At 38.8% G+C, this 18,142-nt stretch carries 28 protein-coding genes; 8 read left to right on the top strand and 20 right to left on the bottom strand.

Translation table 11 applies throughout. The features are described 5' to 3' along the window. Positions 1–587 precede the first annotated feature (587 nt). The gene (locus K8S13_RS03230) at positions 588–791 is read left to right on the top strand and encodes a toprim domain-containing protein (protein WP_291460401.1); all 204 of its coding nucleotides are present in this window, start codon (positions 588–590) and stop codon (positions 789–791) included. A 212-nt stretch (positions 792–1,003) separates the two neighbouring features. Here the strand turns inward: K8S13_RS03230 and K8S13_RS03225 are convergent, their stop codons facing one another. After that, the gene (locus K8S13_RS03225; protein ID WP_291460399.1) at positions 1,004–1,633 is read right to left on the bottom strand and encodes a hypothetical protein; all 630 of its coding nucleotides are present in this window, start codon (positions 1,631–1,633) and stop codon (positions 1,004–1,006) included. An 877-nt stretch (positions 1,634–2,510) separates the two neighbouring features. On the opposite strand from K8S13_RS03225, the gene K8S13_RS03220 reads away from it, so the two are divergent. Then, on the top strand, positions 2,511–2,720 hold the full coding sequence (locus tag K8S13_RS03220) for a hypothetical protein (protein ID WP_291460397.1): 210 nt from the start codon (positions 2,511–2,513) through the stop codon (positions 2,718–2,720). A 173-nt stretch (positions 2,721–2,893) separates the two neighbouring features. Continuing rightward, complete coding sequence (locus tag K8S13_RS03215) at positions 2,894–3,970, top strand: hypothetical protein (protein ID WP_291460395.1); 1,077 nt, start codon at positions 2,894–2,896, stop codon at positions 3,968–3,970. A 195-nt stretch (positions 3,971–4,165) separates the two neighbouring features. On the opposite strand, the gene K8S13_RS03210 is transcribed toward K8S13_RS03215, so the two are convergent. From K8S13_RS03210 to K8S13_RS03190, 6 genes are all read right to left on the bottom strand, one after another. Next, positions 4,166–4,426 (bottom strand): JAB domain-containing protein, encoded by a 261-nt coding sequence (locus K8S13_RS03210; protein WP_291460404.1) that lies wholly within the window; start codon positions 4,424–4,426, stop codon positions 4,166–4,168. Between the two features lie 39 nt (positions 4,427–4,465). Beyond that, a complete protein-coding gene (locus tag K8S13_RS03205) occupies positions 4,466–4,609 on the bottom strand; it encodes a UvrD-helicase domain-containing protein (protein ID WP_291460403.1) in 144 nt (47 codons plus the stop codon). Positions 4,610–4,617: 8 nt separating this feature from the next. Next, on the bottom strand, positions 4,618–4,704 hold the full coding sequence (locus K8S13_RS25555) for a hypothetical protein (RefSeq protein WP_367172517.1): 87 nt from the start codon (positions 4,702–4,704) through the stop codon (positions 4,618–4,620). 240 nt (positions 4,705–4,944) lie between these two features. Next, positions 4,945–5,475 carry a DUF2889 domain-containing protein gene (locus K8S13_RS03200; protein ID WP_291460393.1) on the bottom strand — a complete coding sequence of 177 codons (531 nt, stop codon included), beginning with the start codon at positions 5,473–5,475 and terminating at the stop codon, positions 4,945–4,947. Further along, the gene (locus K8S13_RS03195; protein WP_291460391.1) at positions 5,475–5,975 is read right to left on the bottom strand and encodes an N-acetyltransferase; all 501 of its coding nucleotides are present in this window, start codon (positions 5,973–5,975) and stop codon (positions 5,475–5,477) included. Before K8S13_RS03195 ends, K8S13_RS03200 begins: the two co-directional genes overlap by 1 nt. Positions 5,976–6,068: 93 nt before the next feature. Continuing rightward, positions 6,069–6,533, bottom strand: a complete 465-nt coding sequence (locus K8S13_RS03190) for a hypothetical protein (protein WP_291460389.1) — start codon at positions 6,531–6,533, stop codon at positions 6,069–6,071. Between the two features lie 389 nt (positions 6,534–6,922). On the opposite strand from K8S13_RS03190, the gene K8S13_RS03185 reads away from it, so the two are divergent. Next, positions 6,923–7,183, top strand: coding sequence for a hypothetical protein (locus K8S13_RS03185; RefSeq protein WP_291460387.1), 261 nt, complete (start codon positions 6,923–6,925; stop codon positions 7,181–7,183). Positions 7,184–7,242: 59 nt separating this feature from the next. On the opposite strand, the gene K8S13_RS03180 is transcribed toward K8S13_RS03185, so the two are convergent. The 12 genes from K8S13_RS03180 to K8S13_RS03125 form a co-directional block, all read right to left on the bottom strand. Then, positions 7,243–8,022: an enoyl-CoA hydratase-related protein gene (locus K8S13_RS03180; protein ID WP_291460386.1), complete on the bottom strand. Its 780-nt coding sequence runs from the start codon at positions 8,020–8,022 to the stop codon at positions 7,243–7,245. Positions 8,023–8,118: 96 nt separating this feature from the next. Further along, positions 8,119–8,421, bottom strand: a complete 303-nt coding sequence (locus tag K8S13_RS03175; protein ID WP_291460385.1) for a hypothetical protein — start codon at positions 8,419–8,421, stop codon at positions 8,119–8,121. Positions 8,422–8,436: 15 nt separating this feature from the next. Then, positions 8,437–8,958 (bottom strand): gamma carbonic anhydrase family protein, encoded by a 522-nt coding sequence (locus tag K8S13_RS03170; RefSeq protein ID WP_291460383.1) that lies wholly within the window; start codon positions 8,956–8,958, stop codon positions 8,437–8,439. Between the two features lies 1 nt (position 8,959). Further along, positions 8,960–9,466, bottom strand: coding sequence for an iron-sulfur cluster assembly scaffold protein (locus K8S13_RS03165; RefSeq protein ID WP_291460380.1), 507 nt, complete (start codon positions 9,464–9,466; stop codon positions 8,960–8,962). After that, positions 9,394–9,648 (bottom strand): zinc ribbon domain-containing protein, encoded by a 255-nt coding sequence (locus K8S13_RS03160; RefSeq protein ID WP_291460378.1) that lies wholly within the window; start codon positions 9,646–9,648, stop codon positions 9,394–9,396. Before K8S13_RS03160 ends, K8S13_RS03165 begins: the two co-directional genes overlap by 73 nt. Before the next feature lie 101 nt (positions 9,649–9,749). Next, the gene (locus tag K8S13_RS03155; RefSeq protein WP_291460377.1) at positions 9,750–10,109 is read right to left on the bottom strand and encodes a NifB/NifX family molybdenum-iron cluster-binding protein; all 360 of its coding nucleotides are present in this window, start codon (positions 10,107–10,109) and stop codon (positions 9,750–9,752) included. 24 nt (positions 10,110–10,133) lie between these two features. Continuing rightward, positions 10,134–10,520 (bottom strand): NifB/NifX family molybdenum-iron cluster-binding protein, encoded by a 387-nt coding sequence (locus K8S13_RS03150; RefSeq protein WP_291460375.1) that lies wholly within the window; start codon positions 10,518–10,520, stop codon positions 10,134–10,136. 13 nt (positions 10,521–10,533) lie between these two features. Next, complete coding sequence (locus K8S13_RS03145) at positions 10,534–11,451, bottom strand: 4Fe-4S binding protein (protein ID WP_291460373.1); 918 nt, start codon at positions 11,449–11,451, stop codon at positions 10,534–10,536. Next, entirely contained in the window at positions 11,451–12,302 is an 852-nt protein-coding gene (locus tag K8S13_RS03140) for an ATP-binding protein (RefSeq protein WP_291460372.1), read from the bottom strand. The genes K8S13_RS03145 and K8S13_RS03140 overlap by 1 nt, the downstream gene beginning before the upstream one ends. Beyond that, positions 12,302–12,706 carry a response regulator gene (locus K8S13_RS03135; RefSeq protein WP_291460369.1) on the bottom strand — a complete coding sequence of 135 codons (405 nt, stop codon included), beginning with the start codon at positions 12,704–12,706 and terminating at the stop codon, positions 12,302–12,304. Before K8S13_RS03135 ends, K8S13_RS03140 begins: the two co-directional genes overlap by 1 nt. Positions 12,707–12,903: 197 nt before the next feature. Then, a complete protein-coding gene (locus tag K8S13_RS03130) occupies positions 12,904–13,299 on the bottom strand; it encodes an iron-sulfur cluster assembly scaffold protein (RefSeq protein WP_291460367.1) in 396 nt (131 codons plus the stop codon). A gap of 245 nt (positions 13,300–13,544) precedes the next feature. Continuing rightward, entirely contained in the window at positions 13,545–13,841 is a 297-nt protein-coding gene (locus K8S13_RS03125; protein WP_291460365.1) for a PilZ domain-containing protein, read from the bottom strand. A gap of 234 nt (positions 13,842–14,075) precedes the next feature. On the opposite strand from K8S13_RS03125, the gene K8S13_RS03120 reads away from it, so the two are divergent. Further along, complete coding sequence (locus tag K8S13_RS03120; RefSeq protein ID WP_291460364.1) at positions 14,076–15,794, top strand: HDOD domain-containing protein; 1,719 nt, start codon at positions 14,076–14,078, stop codon at positions 15,792–15,794. On the opposite strand, the gene K8S13_RS03115 is transcribed toward K8S13_RS03120, so the two are convergent. Then, a complete protein-coding gene (locus tag K8S13_RS03115) occupies positions 15,783–16,190 on the bottom strand; it encodes an ATP-binding protein (protein WP_291460362.1) in 408 nt (135 codons plus the stop codon). The genes K8S13_RS03120 and K8S13_RS03115 overlap by 12 nt on opposite strands. 126 nt (positions 16,191–16,316) lie before the next feature. Here K8S13_RS03115 and K8S13_RS03110 point away from each other — a divergent pair, with 126 nt between their 5' ends. The 3 genes from K8S13_RS03110 to K8S13_RS03100 form a co-directional block, all read left to right on the top strand. Then, positions 16,317–17,102, top strand: coding sequence for an ABC transporter ATP-binding protein (locus K8S13_RS03110; RefSeq protein ID WP_291460360.1), 786 nt, complete (start codon positions 16,317–16,319; stop codon positions 17,100–17,102). A 9-nt stretch (positions 17,103–17,111) separates the two neighbouring features. Then, entirely contained in the window at positions 17,112–17,885 is a 774-nt protein-coding gene (locus K8S13_RS03105) for an MlaE family lipid ABC transporter permease subunit (RefSeq protein WP_291460359.1), read from the top strand. Between the two features lie 17 nt (positions 17,886–17,902). Then, positions 17,903–18,142 (top strand): MlaD family protein (locus K8S13_RS03100; RefSeq protein ID WP_291460358.1); only part of this gene is annotated, 240 nt, incomplete at its 3' end.

Here is an 18,142-nt window from a genome sequence, read left to right as displayed (position 1 = left end):
GTAGCTCAGCTGGATAGAGCAACGGACTTCTAATCCGTAGGCCGGGGGTTCGAATCCCTCCAGGCGTACCATTTGATATCAAGGCTCTTGGGGTTTTTCCTCAAGGGCTTTTTTGCTTCTATGTTTGCCCAGTCCCCACTCTGTCCCCACTTTTATTGTTAAATAAAGTGAAATATTCAAATCAGGCCACTGAATTAAAGTAAAAACATGAAGCATGATTGGGATTTTTAGCATTGGTTTGGTAATTCTTAGAAATTATGCTGATCTTAATCGCTCATCGTAAAGTTGTTGATCACCAGGCCTTTTGTATGATTTCTTTTTTGAGTTTGTTTGAATATTATAAAATGATAATGTAGCCGGAAAATCAAAAAAAAAGGGGGGGGGCATATTTCTGTACTAAGGGGGAGCCTTTACATTTTTTATGCAACTTTTTGAAAATTAGACAAATTATAAATTATCTGCACTGTTTTCAATTTTATCCCTTACACTATTTTGTGTGCCAAGCTGTAGATAGGTTCGTTGTATCCCCCAACGGCTTATAACCTGAAGGTCACGCGTAAACAATCTCATCAAATCCGGAAAACTCTATGCTGACTTCAGGTGCGATGGCTGATCCGGCATGGGTACATAATTTTTTAAGAAACGGTTGTGAAATCTATTGTGGTTTTGATACCGACAGAACCGGTGAAAGTATGGCAAAAAAAAAGATCAAACAATATCCTTCGATAAAAAGACTTCGCCCAACCGGGCATGACTGGAATGAAGTGCTTCAACAAAATTCTCATCTCTGAAAATTCCATCCAATTTGAACAACTGAAATCTATTTTTAAATCTGCCTATAGAAACTACCTGGAAATGAAAAAATGCTATTTTTGTGAATTGTGTTGTGAAGCAACGTCTTAATTTATCAGAGCGAAACCGTCTCAATTTATGTGAGCGCTATAGGGCAGAGCCAATTCAATGACCCTGCCCAAGTTGTTGTGTTATTTTAATGAACTTATTATTATTGTTTTCTTCTTACTCCTGCTATAGCGAGAAGGCCAAGACCGAGGAGAGATATTGCTGATGGTATAGGGACTGCGGCAGCATTACCTTGTATTCTTAATGGCATTGCAAAATTATCATATTCGATCCACGTAGACCCAGAATTGTCCGAAATCGCTTCATTTCCTAATTGAGTAACTGCCTCTCCTATCCAAGCTCCGGTCCACATAGTTGCTTCTGTGAAAGAAACCCAATAGGTACCAATATCTAATTCCCATGAGACACCATGTATGCCATACCAATCTCCCGTACCAACGGTGCCAATATTTGTGTCGAATGTACCGCTATATTTAAAATTCCCCGGTACTTCACCACCATCTGCATACAGAGTCACCGTGACGGTGTGATAAGATTCATCTGGATTTATACCTAATCCAGAAAGATCCTGCTTCCACAACCATGACTCTATATCGGTAATAGTGTATTTTTCGCCAATTGTGAACTCTGCTGCTGGACATTGGTACTGATAAAAATTGAATCCATAATTTATTCCCTTTGTACCCGTATCAACGATAGTAGCAGAATTTACCACTCCAGCTGTTAAGATCATGAAAAAAAGACCTGACAATAAATTTAAAAATTTCTTCATTTGATTTAGCCTCCTTATAGTTCTGAACAATTATCAACCCAAAATTTAGAAGCAATTATTATGCCATCATTTATATAAAAACACAAAGCGTTCCATCCTGCTTGGTTTCCATGAAGAACTACAGTAGTATATTTAGAACACTATGTAAAAAATGAGATATTTTTTACATAAATCTATAACTTTTTTTACATAGTTATAGTAAGTTAAAGCATCAATAATCGTGGTACTCAATTCATTCAATGCCAGATTCACAACACAACATTTTATGCCAGGCTCCAGCTCTATGGATTCAACTTTTTAAATATAAAAAGAACATTTTCAGAACCCCCCGGATGGAAATTTTGAAAAATCCGGTTACTCAACAAAGTTGAATGGAAATTTAAATATTATGATTTTACTTTTTCCTGTATAATTGAATGCACGACTCACCCAAAAAGAATAAAATCATTAGGAAAAAGTTTTCCTAAAACTAGTACATTAATTTCATAGTTTTATTACATTTTTTACCTAATTTTAAAAATTCACAATTTGATGAAAATCATTCATTTATTAAATTAAAATTATTTCATTTGATTATACGGTCTTCCATATATTTAAATTTCATATCTAAAAACCTTAAAGCACCCTATCCTATGCTGAATATTATATGAGTTAAATATTAATAAATACTACCAAATAGGACTCTTGACATACGATAATATTGGTATATTTTTTGCAGGCTATTATAAATAAGGTTCGATTTTAATTTACTAAGTAATTATAATTATTAATTATAATTTGGAGGAAGGAATATGAAAAAAAAGATTATATTCACTTTTACAATGATGTTCTTATTTTGCAGGCATTAGCAGAAAAAAACTTAGCAAATAAGTATCGCATGAAGGCAACTACTGTATTACTGGATAATGATGGCAGGCGTTCAGGAAATGACAGGCGGATATTCTCATATGCCGAGTATTTCCCTGAAAGAAGATCCGGTAAAGACCGACGACCTGGTTTCGATAGACGTTGTAATCTTCTTCTTGAACTTGGCTCTGGCTTTATCACTTACATCCTTGGAATAGAATTGTTCCAACCCTCAACATAGTCATTTACATAAAAGCATGGTATAAATATTGCTTTAACGAAGGGAAGGAACATTAAAATGAAAAAACCAACTCAGTAAAAATACTGGGACGGAAAGCCAACGATTTAATTGGTTGACACAGCACCTTTAAGAGATCGTATAATTAAAAGTTTTTTATTTAAAGGAAAATTATTATGAAACAATTTTTGAAAATCAATTCCATTTTTTTCTTAATTACAGCATTTATAATATCCAGTTATGTCGTATGCAATGCAGGCAATACCGTAGATGTAACTTCGACTAGTACCTTCGTCTGTGATGGTGGGACCTGTGAACGTGCAGGGTTTGTCGAATTTCAGTTTAGTCAAGACTCAGAGTTACTAGCAGGTGACTGGTGGTCTCTTGACTTACCAGCAAATGTTTCAATATGTTACCCCATTGATTATTTGATTGTGGGAAATGCGATCAATTCTCAAGTAACAATTATTTCTTTTAATCATACTTCTGCTACTTTTACCACTGGAACAAGCATACCTTCAATGTCGCCTGGAACATATGGGCCGTTGAGTGTGGTATCACAAGATGTTGCAGTATCTGGAAATATTGCAATAAGAGTTTTGGCAGACCAGGGGAGTAAAAGAATCACTTTTTATGTTGTTGGAGATTCTCCAGCCGCAAAAATCACAGTTGGCTCAGGATCACTTTTTAGAATAAAACTTTTGGATGGAAACCAGTATTTAGACTATGTTATGCAAGATAATAACTCTGCTGGAATTTATGAATATAATCTTGATGAAAATATTGTAAACCAACTTAATATCAATATTGAAAATTTCATAGGTCATATTGTTAATACTTCTTATGCCTCTATATATAACAAATTCACTTTCGCGGGTGATACCCAAATTGCCCACATTGGTGATTGTAAGTACCCAGTATCTATCCCAGGCCCTGACCGCAAGGTTTATGGTGAAGTAACTCTTGATGGAGGTCAGAGTGTAGGTTCAATTGTATCCTGGTCTTGGAATCTTATTTGCAGAGGAAATTCATCTTTTAACAGAAATGCTTCGGGCGAGATCACAACAATTTCAGGCCTTAGGCCTGGGTTTTATGATGCAACTTTAACAGTAACAGATGATGGAGGAATGCAAGCCTCTTCCGAATTTGTAATCTTATGCGATATCGGTATTAAAGGTGATTTTAACGGTGATGGCACTGTGGACGGTTTGGATTTATCAGAATTTGCAAATGTTTATGGTACTTCTAACTAACCTCATGCCCTGACGGCACAAAAAGGGAATCGGATAAATTAATTTGCTGTGGCAGCTTTAACAAGAGCATCTTTGACACGCCCGATTATGGCCAATGCATTACTATCGGTATCAATAAGTTTCACAGTGGGTTTAATTTTTGGTTCTGTCATTATTTTTTATCCTTTCCATTATTTATTTTTGATTTAGAAAAATTCAATACACAGAAATCAAATTTTTCATCCGGTCAGTAATTTTTTTGATATATCCAGCATCAGCCATGGAATGATAACTATCGCCAATAATTATATGATCATGCAGCTTAACATTCATGCTCATAAGAGATATGCCAACTTTCATTGTTATTTTTTTATCATCAGGTGAAGGTTCCGGATCTCCAGAAAGATGATTATGAACCAGAATAACGGCCATTGCAATATGCGAGATCACCCGTTTTACAATTTCACGCTGATAAATTATTGAATAATTGTACTATTTTTTTTGTGGATCTGAAATTTAACTCAAGAATGAACTGCTCTGATATAGGGAACATGGTTTTAAATTAAGAATATTACCCACACTGGCTCCGGTGAACCCATATATACTTTGATGATCATCTCCGCATACCCAGAAACTTGAATTCTTCTGATTTTCTGTAATGAGAAGTTTTAAAAGCTCCAGCTGAAAAGGGTTATCATAAATGTTTCATCAGTGATATCAATGGTTTTAATTCGATCGCAAGCAAATGTTCTCATTGTTTTCCGCATCATACAATAACCTATGATATAAAATTTGCCATTTGAATACCAATATATAAAAACATGGCAACAATTTTTTCATAGCTTCAATATAAAAATATCACTTTGAATTTGAAACTCAACTTCTTCAGATTGTTTCCGGAAATCAGTCGGTTTGTTTCCGACCCCGGCCAGTTTGTTTCTAAAAAAAATTGGCGCTGCAGAATCAAACCCACAACGCCATTTTACAATCGTTATTTATTTAGTTAACGGGCCATCTTTGCGCCATGCCCAGCAGGTATCCACTAAATATTTTTCGATATCAAGAATTGAATTTTCACTTCTATATTCTTCACGTGCTCCAAATATCCAGTATCCCTGAAATGCAGCTGGTGCCATAGATAAAAGCAATGTTGTCAAATGGACACATCCTTTTATACCACCTGCAATTTTTTTGACTTTGGCTGTGAATCCCGGAGCAATAGTGAGGTCCTTTATTTTATCAAGACTGTTTTCCATTTCCCTGCAAATATTATCATGAGGAGCACCTGGAATTTTCACATGAATATCCACAATTTTCAATTCAGCCCTTTTGATAAGCAGTTGAATTTGCATATAATGAAAAACTTTAGGTTCAATAGGTTCACCAGAGCTCTCATAAACAGTTATCAGATTTCTTTCTTTAAATTCTCCTGCAATTAATATGTGCTCGTCATCAACAATATAGCTGGAAATATTTAAATTTCGATTATGTATTTTTTCAAGATTATCTGTATCTAAATATTCCATTAAAATATTTTATCCTCCATTATATTTTTTTGCCAAAATAGAGCAACGCCTTCCTTTGGGTCTAACTCGTAGCTGGTAAACCCAAATTTTTTATATGATGCTTTTGCAGCTTCATTATTGCTAAGGATTTCCAAAGTTATCTTACAGCAGCCCTTAGATAATGCAATTTCTTCGACCTTTTTTAACATTTTCTGGCTAATACCATTCCCTCTGTATTTTTCTAATACAACGAAATCATGAATATTTATTAGTGGCCTACAAGCAAATGTGGAAAATGATTCAAAGCAATTAGCCAGGCCAGCAGGTTCTCTTTCGACATATGTTATGAGACTGAATGCATAAGGAAGCTTAGATAATTCTTTAACAATAGTTTCTTTTATTTTGTTGTCGAGCGGCTTTCCCCCTCCCATTGGATCAGATGCATAGACATTTAACAGAAACTGGATTTCTTTTTCGTGCCTGGTATTCAAATAATTGGCTTTGATAACTTCTACGTTCATTTATATTTTTTACCTTTTTTATAAATAACACATTATTGTCATTACTTTTTTCCATTCCTTACCGCCATCACTTATAACCGTTTTAAGTCAAATTCAACTCATATCAGCATAATCCAATTGGCAAACGCAACTATACTTTGAAAGTTCCAGGCCTGTATCGTTCCAGACATTATCAGATTCTTTACAAAGGGCAATTTTACAGTCAGAGTATTTCCTGATCTCCTCAATAACAAATTTAAAAATCTGGATTCGCTTTTTTTCAGAAAAACTATATTTACCAGCTTTAGGAGTTTTGGACCCTTCAAATAATTTAGGCTCAAACATTGGTCCCATTTGTCCCAAAATTTTAGGCAAGAAAGGCCCGGTGGTAAATATGGTGTTTTTCATACCATAAAATCCCTTTTCAAACCGCAGGGTTCCAATGGTTATACGCTCAGGAGCAATCTTGTCAAAGATCAATTTAATGGTCTCTGCGTAAGCTTCTTTCCATCCTTTAAATGGAACTATGGGATCAAGCCGGATTCTTAAACGGCCCGATAGGTCAATTTTAAATAACACCAGTCACACTGATAAAAACAGCCGTTGGATGCCAGCTTCAATCGATCTAAATGGGGACACAGAATTCTGTCATCTGGCATATTAAACAAATCAACCGCTGTTTCTACAGGGGAAATATAAACAATTTGCATTCAGCGCAGTAAAAGAGTGGGGTATCGAAAAGAGGTTCTGAGAATGCTTTAACAAAATAAGAAATGAAATTCAATAAAAATAGGTATTTTTCCCTATTGATATGTCCTGTTCCACGCGATATTGAATTGGTTGATAAGATCAGAGTTCATATTCATATTGGCACCTCCGCTGATATCATCCTTTCTTGACAAGCAAGAGGGGATGATGGTTCTGTATTGTTCGCCATTTAAATAAATCCTGAATAGAAAGTTATTGCTATGACTATTCTTTTGACACCGCAATATATCGGTAATGTAGAAATAAAAAATCGATTCGTGCATTCCGCCACATATGAAGGCATGGCTGATTCTTCGGGCAGGATAACTGATCAACTCATAAAAAGATATCAAACGATTGCTAAAGGTGCTGTAGGAACGATTATTCCAGACAATATGCCTGTTATAATAAAACTTAATACATGCGATTATACTCCCAAAGAGGGGATAACCCATTCTATTGCTGTTAAATATGCCGAATAGCTAAAATAACTTGTGATATTTTCCATCAAAAAAATAACTATGGTTACAAAATATAAGGCTTATTTTTCCTGCCAGACAGGGGGTCGTTTCTCAAAAAATGCATTGACCCCTTCTTTTGCGTCGTCTGTAGTGCATAAACGGGCAAAGGCCTCATTCATATAAGCAAACTGTGCTTCATAATTCATATCCTCGGAATGATAAAAGGTAGTTTTTGCAATCTGGACGGCTATGGGGCTTTTTTGCGCCAGTTCTATTGCCCATTTAAGGGCCTGGGATTCAAGCTCGTCGTTGGGGACAATTTTATTTATCAGTCCAAGAGACAGTGCTTCGGGAGTTTTTATCAGATTTCCATATAGTAAGAGTTCCAATGCCTTTTTCCGGCCGACACATCTGGAAACAGGGATGATCGGTCCAATACAGTTGAGTCCGACGTTGATCGCAGTCAGGCCCATGCGTGCATCCTCTGCGGCAATGACCAGATCAGCGGCAGCGATCAAGCCCATGCCGTTTGCAGCGGCAACCCCGTGAAGCTGTGCAATAACAGGCTTTTTTAGTTTTGAAATGGTAACAAGGGGACGTTCCATTTTTTCTATCCATTCGCGGTATTCAATGGCTGTTTTCCCGGCAAGTTCAGTTACGTCAATTCCGGCACAAAACGCCTTGCCTGATCCCTTTAAAAGAATGACCCTGACCGATGGATTTGAATCCAGATCAATAAATGCCTGATTCAGCTCGGCAGCCATCTGGCTGCTAAAGGTATTCATACTTTCAGGGCGGTTCAAGGTAAGTGTTGCAACGTGATTTTCATCTGTTTCAATAATTACTTTTTCAAATTTCATAATGATATGTCCTTTCTCCCATAAGTATTAATCATGTTTTTTTTAACGTAGCAGTTATACAGGGTAATTAAAAGATCTGAAAAAATTATTTTATCTTTATTCACTTTTCCAGGTCGGGTACAAAATTGTCTTGTTAAAACGGACATGCATTTTTTCAAAAGGTTGCGAAACGATCAGAACAGCCTTTTTTTCGACTGAATCGGAATTGCTGCAACGGTTTCTAAGTTCAGAAAAATCAGCTTTTTCAAGGAAATATTTTAGGGCACTGATTTGGTCTTCAAGGATAAAATTTTCTTTTTGGGTGTCAGTGGTTTTAAAATATTGCCTGATCAGGCGCTCATATTTTTTTTTAGACGCTGTTTCAATGCAATGGCGGGATAAATCTAAAATGATTTCCATTGAAATAAGGCCTGGTTACAGTTTTTCAAATTTTTCAGGGTATTCACGGGCAAGGTCGACATAAAGCTGTTTTCCGTATGTCCAGAAATCCTTATGCTTTTGTTTGACATCTCCAATGATTTTAAAAGGAACACCCCCGGTGATTTTTTCGTCCGGAATAATTGTGTTCTGGGGGACAACACACCCTTCAGCTATAATAGACCATGATCCAATGACAACATCAAAACCAATAACAGAGCCAATTCCGATGACAGCATGGGATTTTATGAGTTTGCCGTGGATAATGGCACCGTGACCGACGGTAACACTTTCTTCAAGCGTGAGGATACCATTGGGCCTGATATGGAGAATAGCATTCTCTTCTATGGCGGTTCCGGGTCCGATAATGATTTTACCATAATCTCCCCGGACAATGGCGCCGTGACCGATATAGCAATTATCCTTTATGGTTACATCACCAATGACCCTTGCAGAATCGCTGATATATGAGTTTTTTCCAATTTTTGGGACTCTTTCACCATATCGGTATACCGCCATATCATCTTCCTTTTTGGGTCATATAATTACTCAACGCTTCCTGGACGGTTCGGGCGGCAAGACCTGCACAATGCAAATCTTTTTCAGGGAGCCTTCCAATGGTATTTAATACGGTTTCCTCTGTAATATCGGTAATTTCATCCGGATCTCTGCCCAGGGTCAGTTCTGCTGCAAAGGAACCTGCGATAGCGCTTGAAGCACAGCCGTTGGTAAAATAGGAAGCATCAGAAATCCGGTTATTTTTAAACTTTAAATAGATTTCCATGGTATCACCGCATTCTCCTGTCACGCTGGCATGACCATCCGGATTTTCCATTTTTCCATTAAATTTTGGATTGCGCCATCGTTGAAACCCTTTTTCACCAAGGGCCTGCTTTGCATCTTCAAATATTTCGTTTTGAAGGTTATCTAAAAATTCATCCAGGTTGTTCATGATTAAAAGCTCTTTCCACAACAGCTTCCAGGACCGGCACAACCGGCAGCCTGGCCGGGTGAAGATCCGCAGCATGCTGTGTCTCCAGGACCGGGCATGCTGTTTTTGGCAGGCCCGGACATTGAAGAATGGGCTGATATCTGTTTTGTCATGTTTGTACTGCCGCATGATTTGCATGCGGGCTCATCCTGTGTACCGATAATGAGGATTTCACTATGCTCGCCGCAGTCCACACACTTGAATTCATAAAGGGGCATTCATCTTTCCTTTTTTTAATGAATGGTTATAAGAAAAAACACCCTGGTTTGTGAACGGGTAATTATCCGGCAGGGTGCTTTCCTATTCACACTTTAATAGTTTACCAGTGGCCGTCTTTGTTGGCATTATCGGCAAAGACAACATTGCCCTGCTTAAATTTCTGGACCACATCAATTATCCGACCACTTTGATCATTGGCCACTTTTACACCGGCAGCTTCCAGGGTTGTAAAGGCATTGGGGCCGCAGAATCCTGTCAGCAGAACCTTGGCTTCTTTTTCATTAACAATTGCCGCCGCCTGAGTACCGGCGCCTTTGAATGCATTTTTATTTTCATTATTGTCAAATGCTTCAAATTCAAGTGTTTCCGTATCTACGATGAGAATATACGCAGCCCTTCCAAATCTTGGGTCCAGTTGAGAATCCAGCGTATCTCCCTGTGATGTAACTGCTACTTTCATTTTAGCGTTCTCCTTTATAACTCATTATACCTGTCCGCCGCCGCCACCGCAGACCTGATCATTTGTGATTTCCGTCAGGTTACCCGCAATAAGATCTCTTACCACAGGTTCTATTTCTGCCCGCTGATCATCATGATATACATCAATACCCACCTGTTTAAAACCCATCAAAGGCCGCATGCCGATACCACCGACAATCAATGCGGTTACTCTGTTGTCAGACAAGAGGTTAACCGGTACCATACAACCACCCTGGGCATGTTCCTGATTTTGTAGAATTGATACTTCTTTGATTTCACCGTTTTCCACGTCAATAAAAGTAAATACGTCACAATGACCGAAATGGCCTGATCTTGTTCCGCCAAGTCCGCCCTGACCATTTGAAGGGATTGCTATCCTTCCGTTTTTCATAATTTGATCACTCCTATAAATGTTGCATTATATTATTGGTCACAGGATTTTTAAACTCCGGCACGGATAGAATATTGTCCCAAACTTGCCGTACTTCACTACTGGCCTGTGAATCTTCGTTGTATTCAAAAATGGTTTTTGCCTGGATCATGGATTCCGTAAAGGTCTGGTCAAATGAGATTTTACCCACAATGGCGATGTTGCTCTCTTTGGCAAGTTCCTCAATTTTTTTTGTTTGATCCGGATTGAGATCATACTTATTGATGCAGACCATGGCAGGGATGTTAAAGTGTTTGGAAAGCTGCCCGACTCTTTCCATGTCATGGATACCTGAAACCGTTGGTTCTGCAATGATCAGTATGGCTGTTGCCTGGCCGATGGAGGCAATAACAGGGCATCCAATACCCGGAGGTCCGTCCGTCAGAATCAGATCAAGGTTTTTATCTTTTGCTATTTTCCTTGCTTCCTGCCGGACAAGGGCCACCAGTTTGCCTGAATTCTCCTGGGCAATGCCAAGCCTTGCATGGACCATGGGACCAAGCCTTGTATCTGAAATATACCATTGCCCGCAAACGACTTCTGGAAAATCAATGGCCTGTTCCGGGCACAGATCAAAGCAAACCCCGCATCCTTCACATTCAATGGGGTCAACTTCAAAGGTATCCCTGACATCATCAAACCTGACAGCATCGAATCTGCAAACCTCGACACATCGACCGCACCCGGTACATTTGTCAGGATTGATCACCGCTTCATTACCGCCTACAAAATCCGATGAAAATTTAAAATCAGGTTTTAAAATCAGGTGAAGATCTGCAGCATCTACATCTGCATCACAAAACACCATGCTCTCGGCCAGGGAGGCAAAGGCTGCCGTAATGGTTGTTTTTCCTGTGCCGCCTTTTCCACTTAAAATAACCAGCTCTTTCATTAGTTTTGTCCTCCCTTTTCCACCAATTGTTCTATTTTCCTAAACAGATCTTGAAATTTGACTTTATACTCAGGGAGTTTGTCCACAACCATTTGACCATTGGAATAAATTCGTGCAATTTCTTTATCAAAAGGAATTTCCATGAGTATGGGGATATTTTCCTTTTGGGCATAGTGTTTAACATCGTCATTGCCCAGGCCTGCCCGGTTAATGACAAGTCCGTGGGGTATGTCAAGAATCCTCACGGTTTCAACGGCAAGTTTCAGATCATGAAGGCCAAAAGGGGTTGGTTCGGTTACCAGAAGGACAAAATCAGCCCCGTTCATTGCTGCAATGACCGGGCATGAGGTTCCGGGAGGCGCATCAATGATGGTGACAAGGTTTGGATCAGTATATGATCTTACTTTTTTGATAATAGGGGGCGCCATTACCTGCCCGACTTCCAGGCGGCCGTGAATAAAAGAGATGTCCCTTGAAGATCCATGTTCAATTTCACCTAAAGACCGTTCTTTTTCAATAACGGCATTTTCAGGACAGACTTCAAAGCAGCCGCCGCATGAATGGCACAGGTTTTCAAAGGTAAGGACATCTTTTTTTAAAACAGCGATGGCACCATACCTGCAAATGTCCATGCATTTTTTACAAAATGTGCATTTTTCAAGATCAATTTCAGGTACAGGCGCAATAACCTGTTCTTTTTTTTCTATTACCGGATTTAGAAAAAGATGTGAATTGGGTTCTTCAACATCACAGTCTAAAAGTTGTACTTCTTGATCAATAGATAGTGCAAGATTGGTTGAGACAGTCGTTTTTCCGGTTCCTCCCTTACCGCTTGCAATACTGATAATCATCAGATATGTTCTCCTTTTGGTTTGCTTGTTTGGCTTGCAATCCGGGCAATGCGGTTTGTGTGATCCAAAAGATCCCGGGCCTGTTCTTTACCCGGCACCACAGGAAACTGCATCAAAACGCCCAAACCTTCATAGGCTTCATGAAAATCTTTATGAGATAATGCGCTTAAAACCACACTATCCATCATGGCATTTTTAAACAGGACTTTTTCGATAAGGTCCCTCCCTGTCATATCCGGCAGTTGTTCATCGGTGATGAACAGGTCAAATTTCTCCTTGGAAAGAATGGAAAGGGCATTTTGTGCTGAATCTGTCCAATCAAAGGTTATTTTGATATCCGAAAATGCTGCTTCAAGTTCTTTGAAAACGGTTTTTTCCCGGCTTACCAGCAGTACATGAATCATATATGTTTTCTCCTTTAAATATTTCGTTTTGTTTTGTCGTTCTGTAATCTGCAAACCATGTGCCATGATGAATAATAAAATAAATGTCGATTAATAATGTAATAATTTAAGCATGTTATATTATCATCCAAAGATTTTGATGTTTGAATAACACAGAAAGAGTCGCAGTTATGCGACCATTTGAATCTTTTTCCATTTTACGGTTTTTCAGATGTTAAATCAGCCAGAGCCAGGTATAGTGCACCAACAGCAAGCTCGGCACAATGGAAATGATCTTCGGGAAGTGTCTCTAAAAAATTGTTTATCTGATCAGGGGAAATGTTCCATACCGATTCAATGGATTTTCCTTTGGCAAACCTGACAACCGTGTTGCAGCAAGCCGTTGTGTTCATGCAACCCTGGACACAAAAAGAGACAAATTGAAGAATATTGTTTTCACGGGTTAAAAAAAATTCCACCGTATCTCCACAGTCTCCTGTTCTTTTTCCATATCCGTCAGGATTGGCGACTCTTTCAACCCAGTCTGTTCTTAAAGCCATCTCTATATATGTTAAAGAGTGGTCTTGTAAAAAATCTGTATTATTGTGATACATTATTGTTCATTCCATTTAAAAAAATAAAAACAAGCTATCTAAAAACAAGTTCTCTAAGTCCTCTAAACAGAGCAAAGAGTCTGCCAATACATGGCAAGTTGTTTGTTAAATAGTAATTTAATTATTTAAATGGCTTATGCAAGAGGGGAAGAAAAAATAATTGTGGGTGTTTGAAATATTGCACAAATGCGACATCCTGCAGGGTGAAATGTGCTGGATTGTGGAGTGTACAGAAAGGTAAATGATCAGTCGTCGGTTTTTTTTTGGTAATGGATGGCAACACCTTCCCAGGATTTTCTTACAATTTGTCCGATATGGACTTGATTGGCTCCATCTCCATCTTTAAAAGAAATCTCAATTTGATCATTTATATTGTATTTTTCAGGAAGATTGCATTTAAGGAAAAGGCCTGTAAGGCTGTAATTTAATGTTTCTTCGCTGGCATCTTCTTTTTTTTTGACCACCTTCACCATGGCCTGTAGCCTTTTCCTTGGAGATAAACGCCTTTCAACCATTTGATTTTTTGTGCTTTTTTTTAACATAGCGTCAGTGTCCTTATACAATAATTATAATTTTAAACAAGATACGATAATGGACAAAACTTAGCAACAACTTGAGCTATCCGCAAGAAATTTTTCTTTTCTTTCCTTTGTATTCTTGACTTAAATATTGAGTTTAAATAAAGATAGAAATTATGAAGATTCAAATCTGATACTGGAGGCTCTAATGTATATTCGTATTTTTGCTAATAATCAAAATTATTTTTGTGTGTTCTGATGGCAGCGGCTTTTTATCGAGATCTTGACCCGGAGGATCTGCCGGTTCCCGACAGGCGGGTCATGCAACTGATCCAATACGTACTGCGTGATGATGCACAAATAGATATATTGACCCAGTTGATATCCGTAAACCCGGCATTAACAGCTCAGCTTCTGGGACTTGTCAATTCAGCTTTTTTTGGATTTCGTCAAAATGTTAAAACTATTTCCGATGCAGTGGTTGCCGTGGGCATGGAGAGCCTTAGAAATCTGGTACTATGTTTTGCTGTGAAAGAGGCGCTTTCAAAGAACAAAATCCCGGGATTTGATATTGATACCTTCTGGGAAGATTCAATTCGAAGGGCAGTGGCGGCAAAGCAGCTTGCCTATTTAGTGAATGAGCCGGTTGAAGAAGCATTTACTGCCGGAATGCTACAGGATATCGGTTTGCTGGTTCTCTTTTTTATGGAACCTGAAAAAGTGGACAGATGGCCTTTATTAAGATCAAATCTTCCCCAGCAGCGTCATGAAATGGAAGAAGAGTTATTCCATACTGCCCATGACAGTGTTGGTGCAATGCTGACAAAAAAATGGAACCTGCCAAAATCCTATATTCTTGCAATCGGTTATCATCATTTGTTTTTCGATAAAAAAGAGACCCAAAAGTATAGACAGGCAAAAAATCATTCTGTCCTGGCAGAAATGCTGCACTTGTCTGATTTATGCAATGCCGTTTATACCTGTTATGATAAATCAGGTGCTTTGACCGCCCTTAAAAAGCAATCCAAAAGACTTTTCGCCTTAGCAGGTGATAAAGTAGATTCCCTGTTATCCTCTTTGCCCGGTCTGGTTGAAGAAATATCAAGTGCATTGAATATTACTATTGGCTCTCAAATAAATTTTGATAGTGTTATGGAGCAGGTCAACAGGAAACTGGTTGACGATAATATCAGTTACCATGAATTGACCTGGCAGTTGCAGAATTCATTAAAACAGCGTGATCAATATGCTGCCAAACTGGAAGCAGAACTTGATATAGCAAGGGAGATTCAGCAAAGCCTTCAGCCTGACATCGAAGGGATTCATCAGGTGGGGGCATTTAATATCCCCGCCTTTCATTTGTCAGGAGATTTTTATGATTATTTTGCAAAAGAAGACGGTACTATCTGTTTTTGCCTCGGGGATGTGTCCGGCAAAGGAACATCAGCCGCATTGCTTATGGCAAAAGCCATCTCCCTTTTCCGGTGTTTGTGCAAAGTGGTAAATAATATCAGCGAGATTGTGCAACTAATGAATAATGAGCTTTGTGAAACTGCTGTCAGGGGTATGTTTGTTACTTTTGTCGGGGGATGGCTGCACCCTGAATCCAATCGGCTCGATATTATTAATGTGGGACACCTGCCGCCATTTTTGGTGAATGATAAAGCAATTACAAGAATTGAGGCCACAGATCCACCCTTAGGTATATTGCCGGGGGTATTACACCCGGCAAAGCAGTTTTCCATAAAGAACAGTCGGCTGTACCTTTATACAGACGGGTTTACAGAAGGGCGGTTAAAAAATGGGAAAACAAAAGATCCCGGCAATGAACTGGGATTAAAAGGATTTTTACGCTGGCTCATCCAGTCAGGAAAAATGCCGCTGGATGAGCAGATGGCATGGATCAAAGGACAATGCAGAACACAGCTGGCACCTCAGTCAGATGATCTGACATTAATGATATTGTCAGGAGAGTAGCTTTTTTACCATTTTTATTTTATTAAATCCTTTTGAAGTGCGGCTGTATTCTACGGTATCCATGACCTGTTTTATAATATAAATACCGAGCCCCCCCGGTTTAAGAAGACTTGTATCCCTTGGTTCAATTGAATTGATATCAAATTTGATTCCATCATCAATAATTGAGATAGTTAGAGAATTCGTCTCCAATATAACGGCTATGTCAATTTTCCGGTTATAGTCATTTTCATAGCTGTGCCTGATAATATTGGAACAGGCTTCATCAACCGCAAGAATAATACTTCCCGAATCCTCTTTTGAAAGGCCGGTCTTTAATGTAATATCTGCCATCATGCTCCTGATATGTTTCAGGTTTTTCGGGTGTGACATTACACTTAGATGAATAGGTTCCATTGCCATATCAAATTTTTATATAAAGCCTTGCAGGCTTTGTCAATCTTTGTAATTATCGTTGACACGGCAAATGGGGTAAGTTATCTATTAACATTCATAAATAAAATTAAGTGACAAACGTAAGCTATGATCAAAGTAGAAAACCTTGTAAAAAAATATGGCAGCGTTACAGCTTCAAATCATTTAAATTGTCATTTTGAGAAAGGAAAAATTACCGTCATCCTCGGGGGAAGCGGTTCCGGGAAAAGCACCTTGTTAAGGCAGATCACAGGACTGGAAAAGCCCGATTCAGGATCTATCTATTTTGATGGTATGGATATAACAACTCTGAACAAGAAAAAAATATATGAGATCAGAAAAAAAATGGGCATGTTGTTCCAGGGATCTGCTCTTTTCAATTACCTGAATATTTTTGAAAATATAGCATTCCCCTTGCGTGAGCATACAAAAATTGCCGATAATATTATTAAAACAATTGTTACCATGAAACTGGAGATGGTGGGGTTAAGGGGGACTGAAAATCTGATGCCCTTTCAGCTGTCCGGGGGGATGATGAAACGAGTGGGACTTGCCCGTGCCATTGTTATGGACCCTAAAATCATATTTTATGATGAGCCCACATCCGGTCTTGATCCCATTTCAACAGGAGTGATTGATAGGCTTATCAAGGATTTTAACAGGGCACTGAATATCACATCCGTGGTGGTTTCACATGATATTGAGTCCTGCTTTAGAATTGCCGATAACATTATTATTCTTTTTTACGGGGATATCATTGCAAGAGGGACTGTGGAAGAGATAAGGAACAGTGAGGATTTAAGGGTGAGGCAATTCATCAATGGGGAACCGGAAGGCCCGATCCCCTTTACCCGAACCGATAAAAATTACCTGGATGAAATTTTATTTGACTAAAGGAGCGTTGTGAATACAGGGGTTACAGCATTACTTGGTCGTACCACTTTAAATCGGCTTCAGATCTTTGGCAGGAGTGGGATTTTTTTATTTGTTTCAATTTTTCAGACATTTCTGCCGCCATTCAGGATATCCCGCCTTATTAAAGAAATTGAATTTATCGGATCAAAATCATTTTTAATTGTGTTTGTTACGGCCCTTTTCACCGGTATGGTCTTAGGTATTCAAGGGTATTACTCGTTAAGCCAGTTTGGAGCGGAGGCAGCCCTTGGTGTTATGGTTTCACTTTCAATCATCAGGGAGTTGGGGCCGGTGCTCTGCGCACTGATGGTCACCGGCAGGGCCGGTTCTGCCATTACTGCACAAATCGGTATCATGAAAATTACAGATCAGTTTCCTGCCCTTGAAATGATGGCCATTGATCCGTTGAAATATGTGATCAGTCCTAAAATTATTGCAGGAATCCTTTCTTTGCCTCTTTTAACAGCTTTTTTTGACCTGGTGGGTATTGCCGGTGGATACCTTGTCGGCGTAAAGCTGTTAGGGGTCAACGAAGGCGCTTATTTGGGGAAGATGGTGACAGCCATCATGTTTAAAGATATTTACGGGGGAATTTTAAAGTCTCTTTGTTTTGGTCTTTTAATCACCTGGATATCATCGTTTATGGGGTTTTCAGCTGAACCCACCACGGAAGGTGTGAGCAAGGCAACCACTGATGCAGTTGTTTTGACCTCGCTTTCAATTCTTATTGTGGATTATATCTTGACATCTTTATTACTATAGGATTTAAATTATTTATCATGTATGGGAGAAAAACAGAAATTTCAGTCGGTATTTTCATGATGGTGGGCATTGCCTGCCTGGTATATTTATCTGTTAACCTGGGTGGTGTCGATCTATTCGGGTCTGACTCTTTTATGATTGATGCAAGATTTGGATCCATAGAAGGCCTTGAAGTTGCAGCTTCTGTTGAAATTGCCGGGGTGTCGGTGGGGAAAGTGAAAAGAATTACCCTTGAAGAAAATGAAGCCCTTGTACAG

The sequence above is a fragment of the Desulfobacula sp. genome, assembly GCF_021107415.1.
This window is presented reverse-complemented; position numbering and strand designations above follow the sequence as displayed.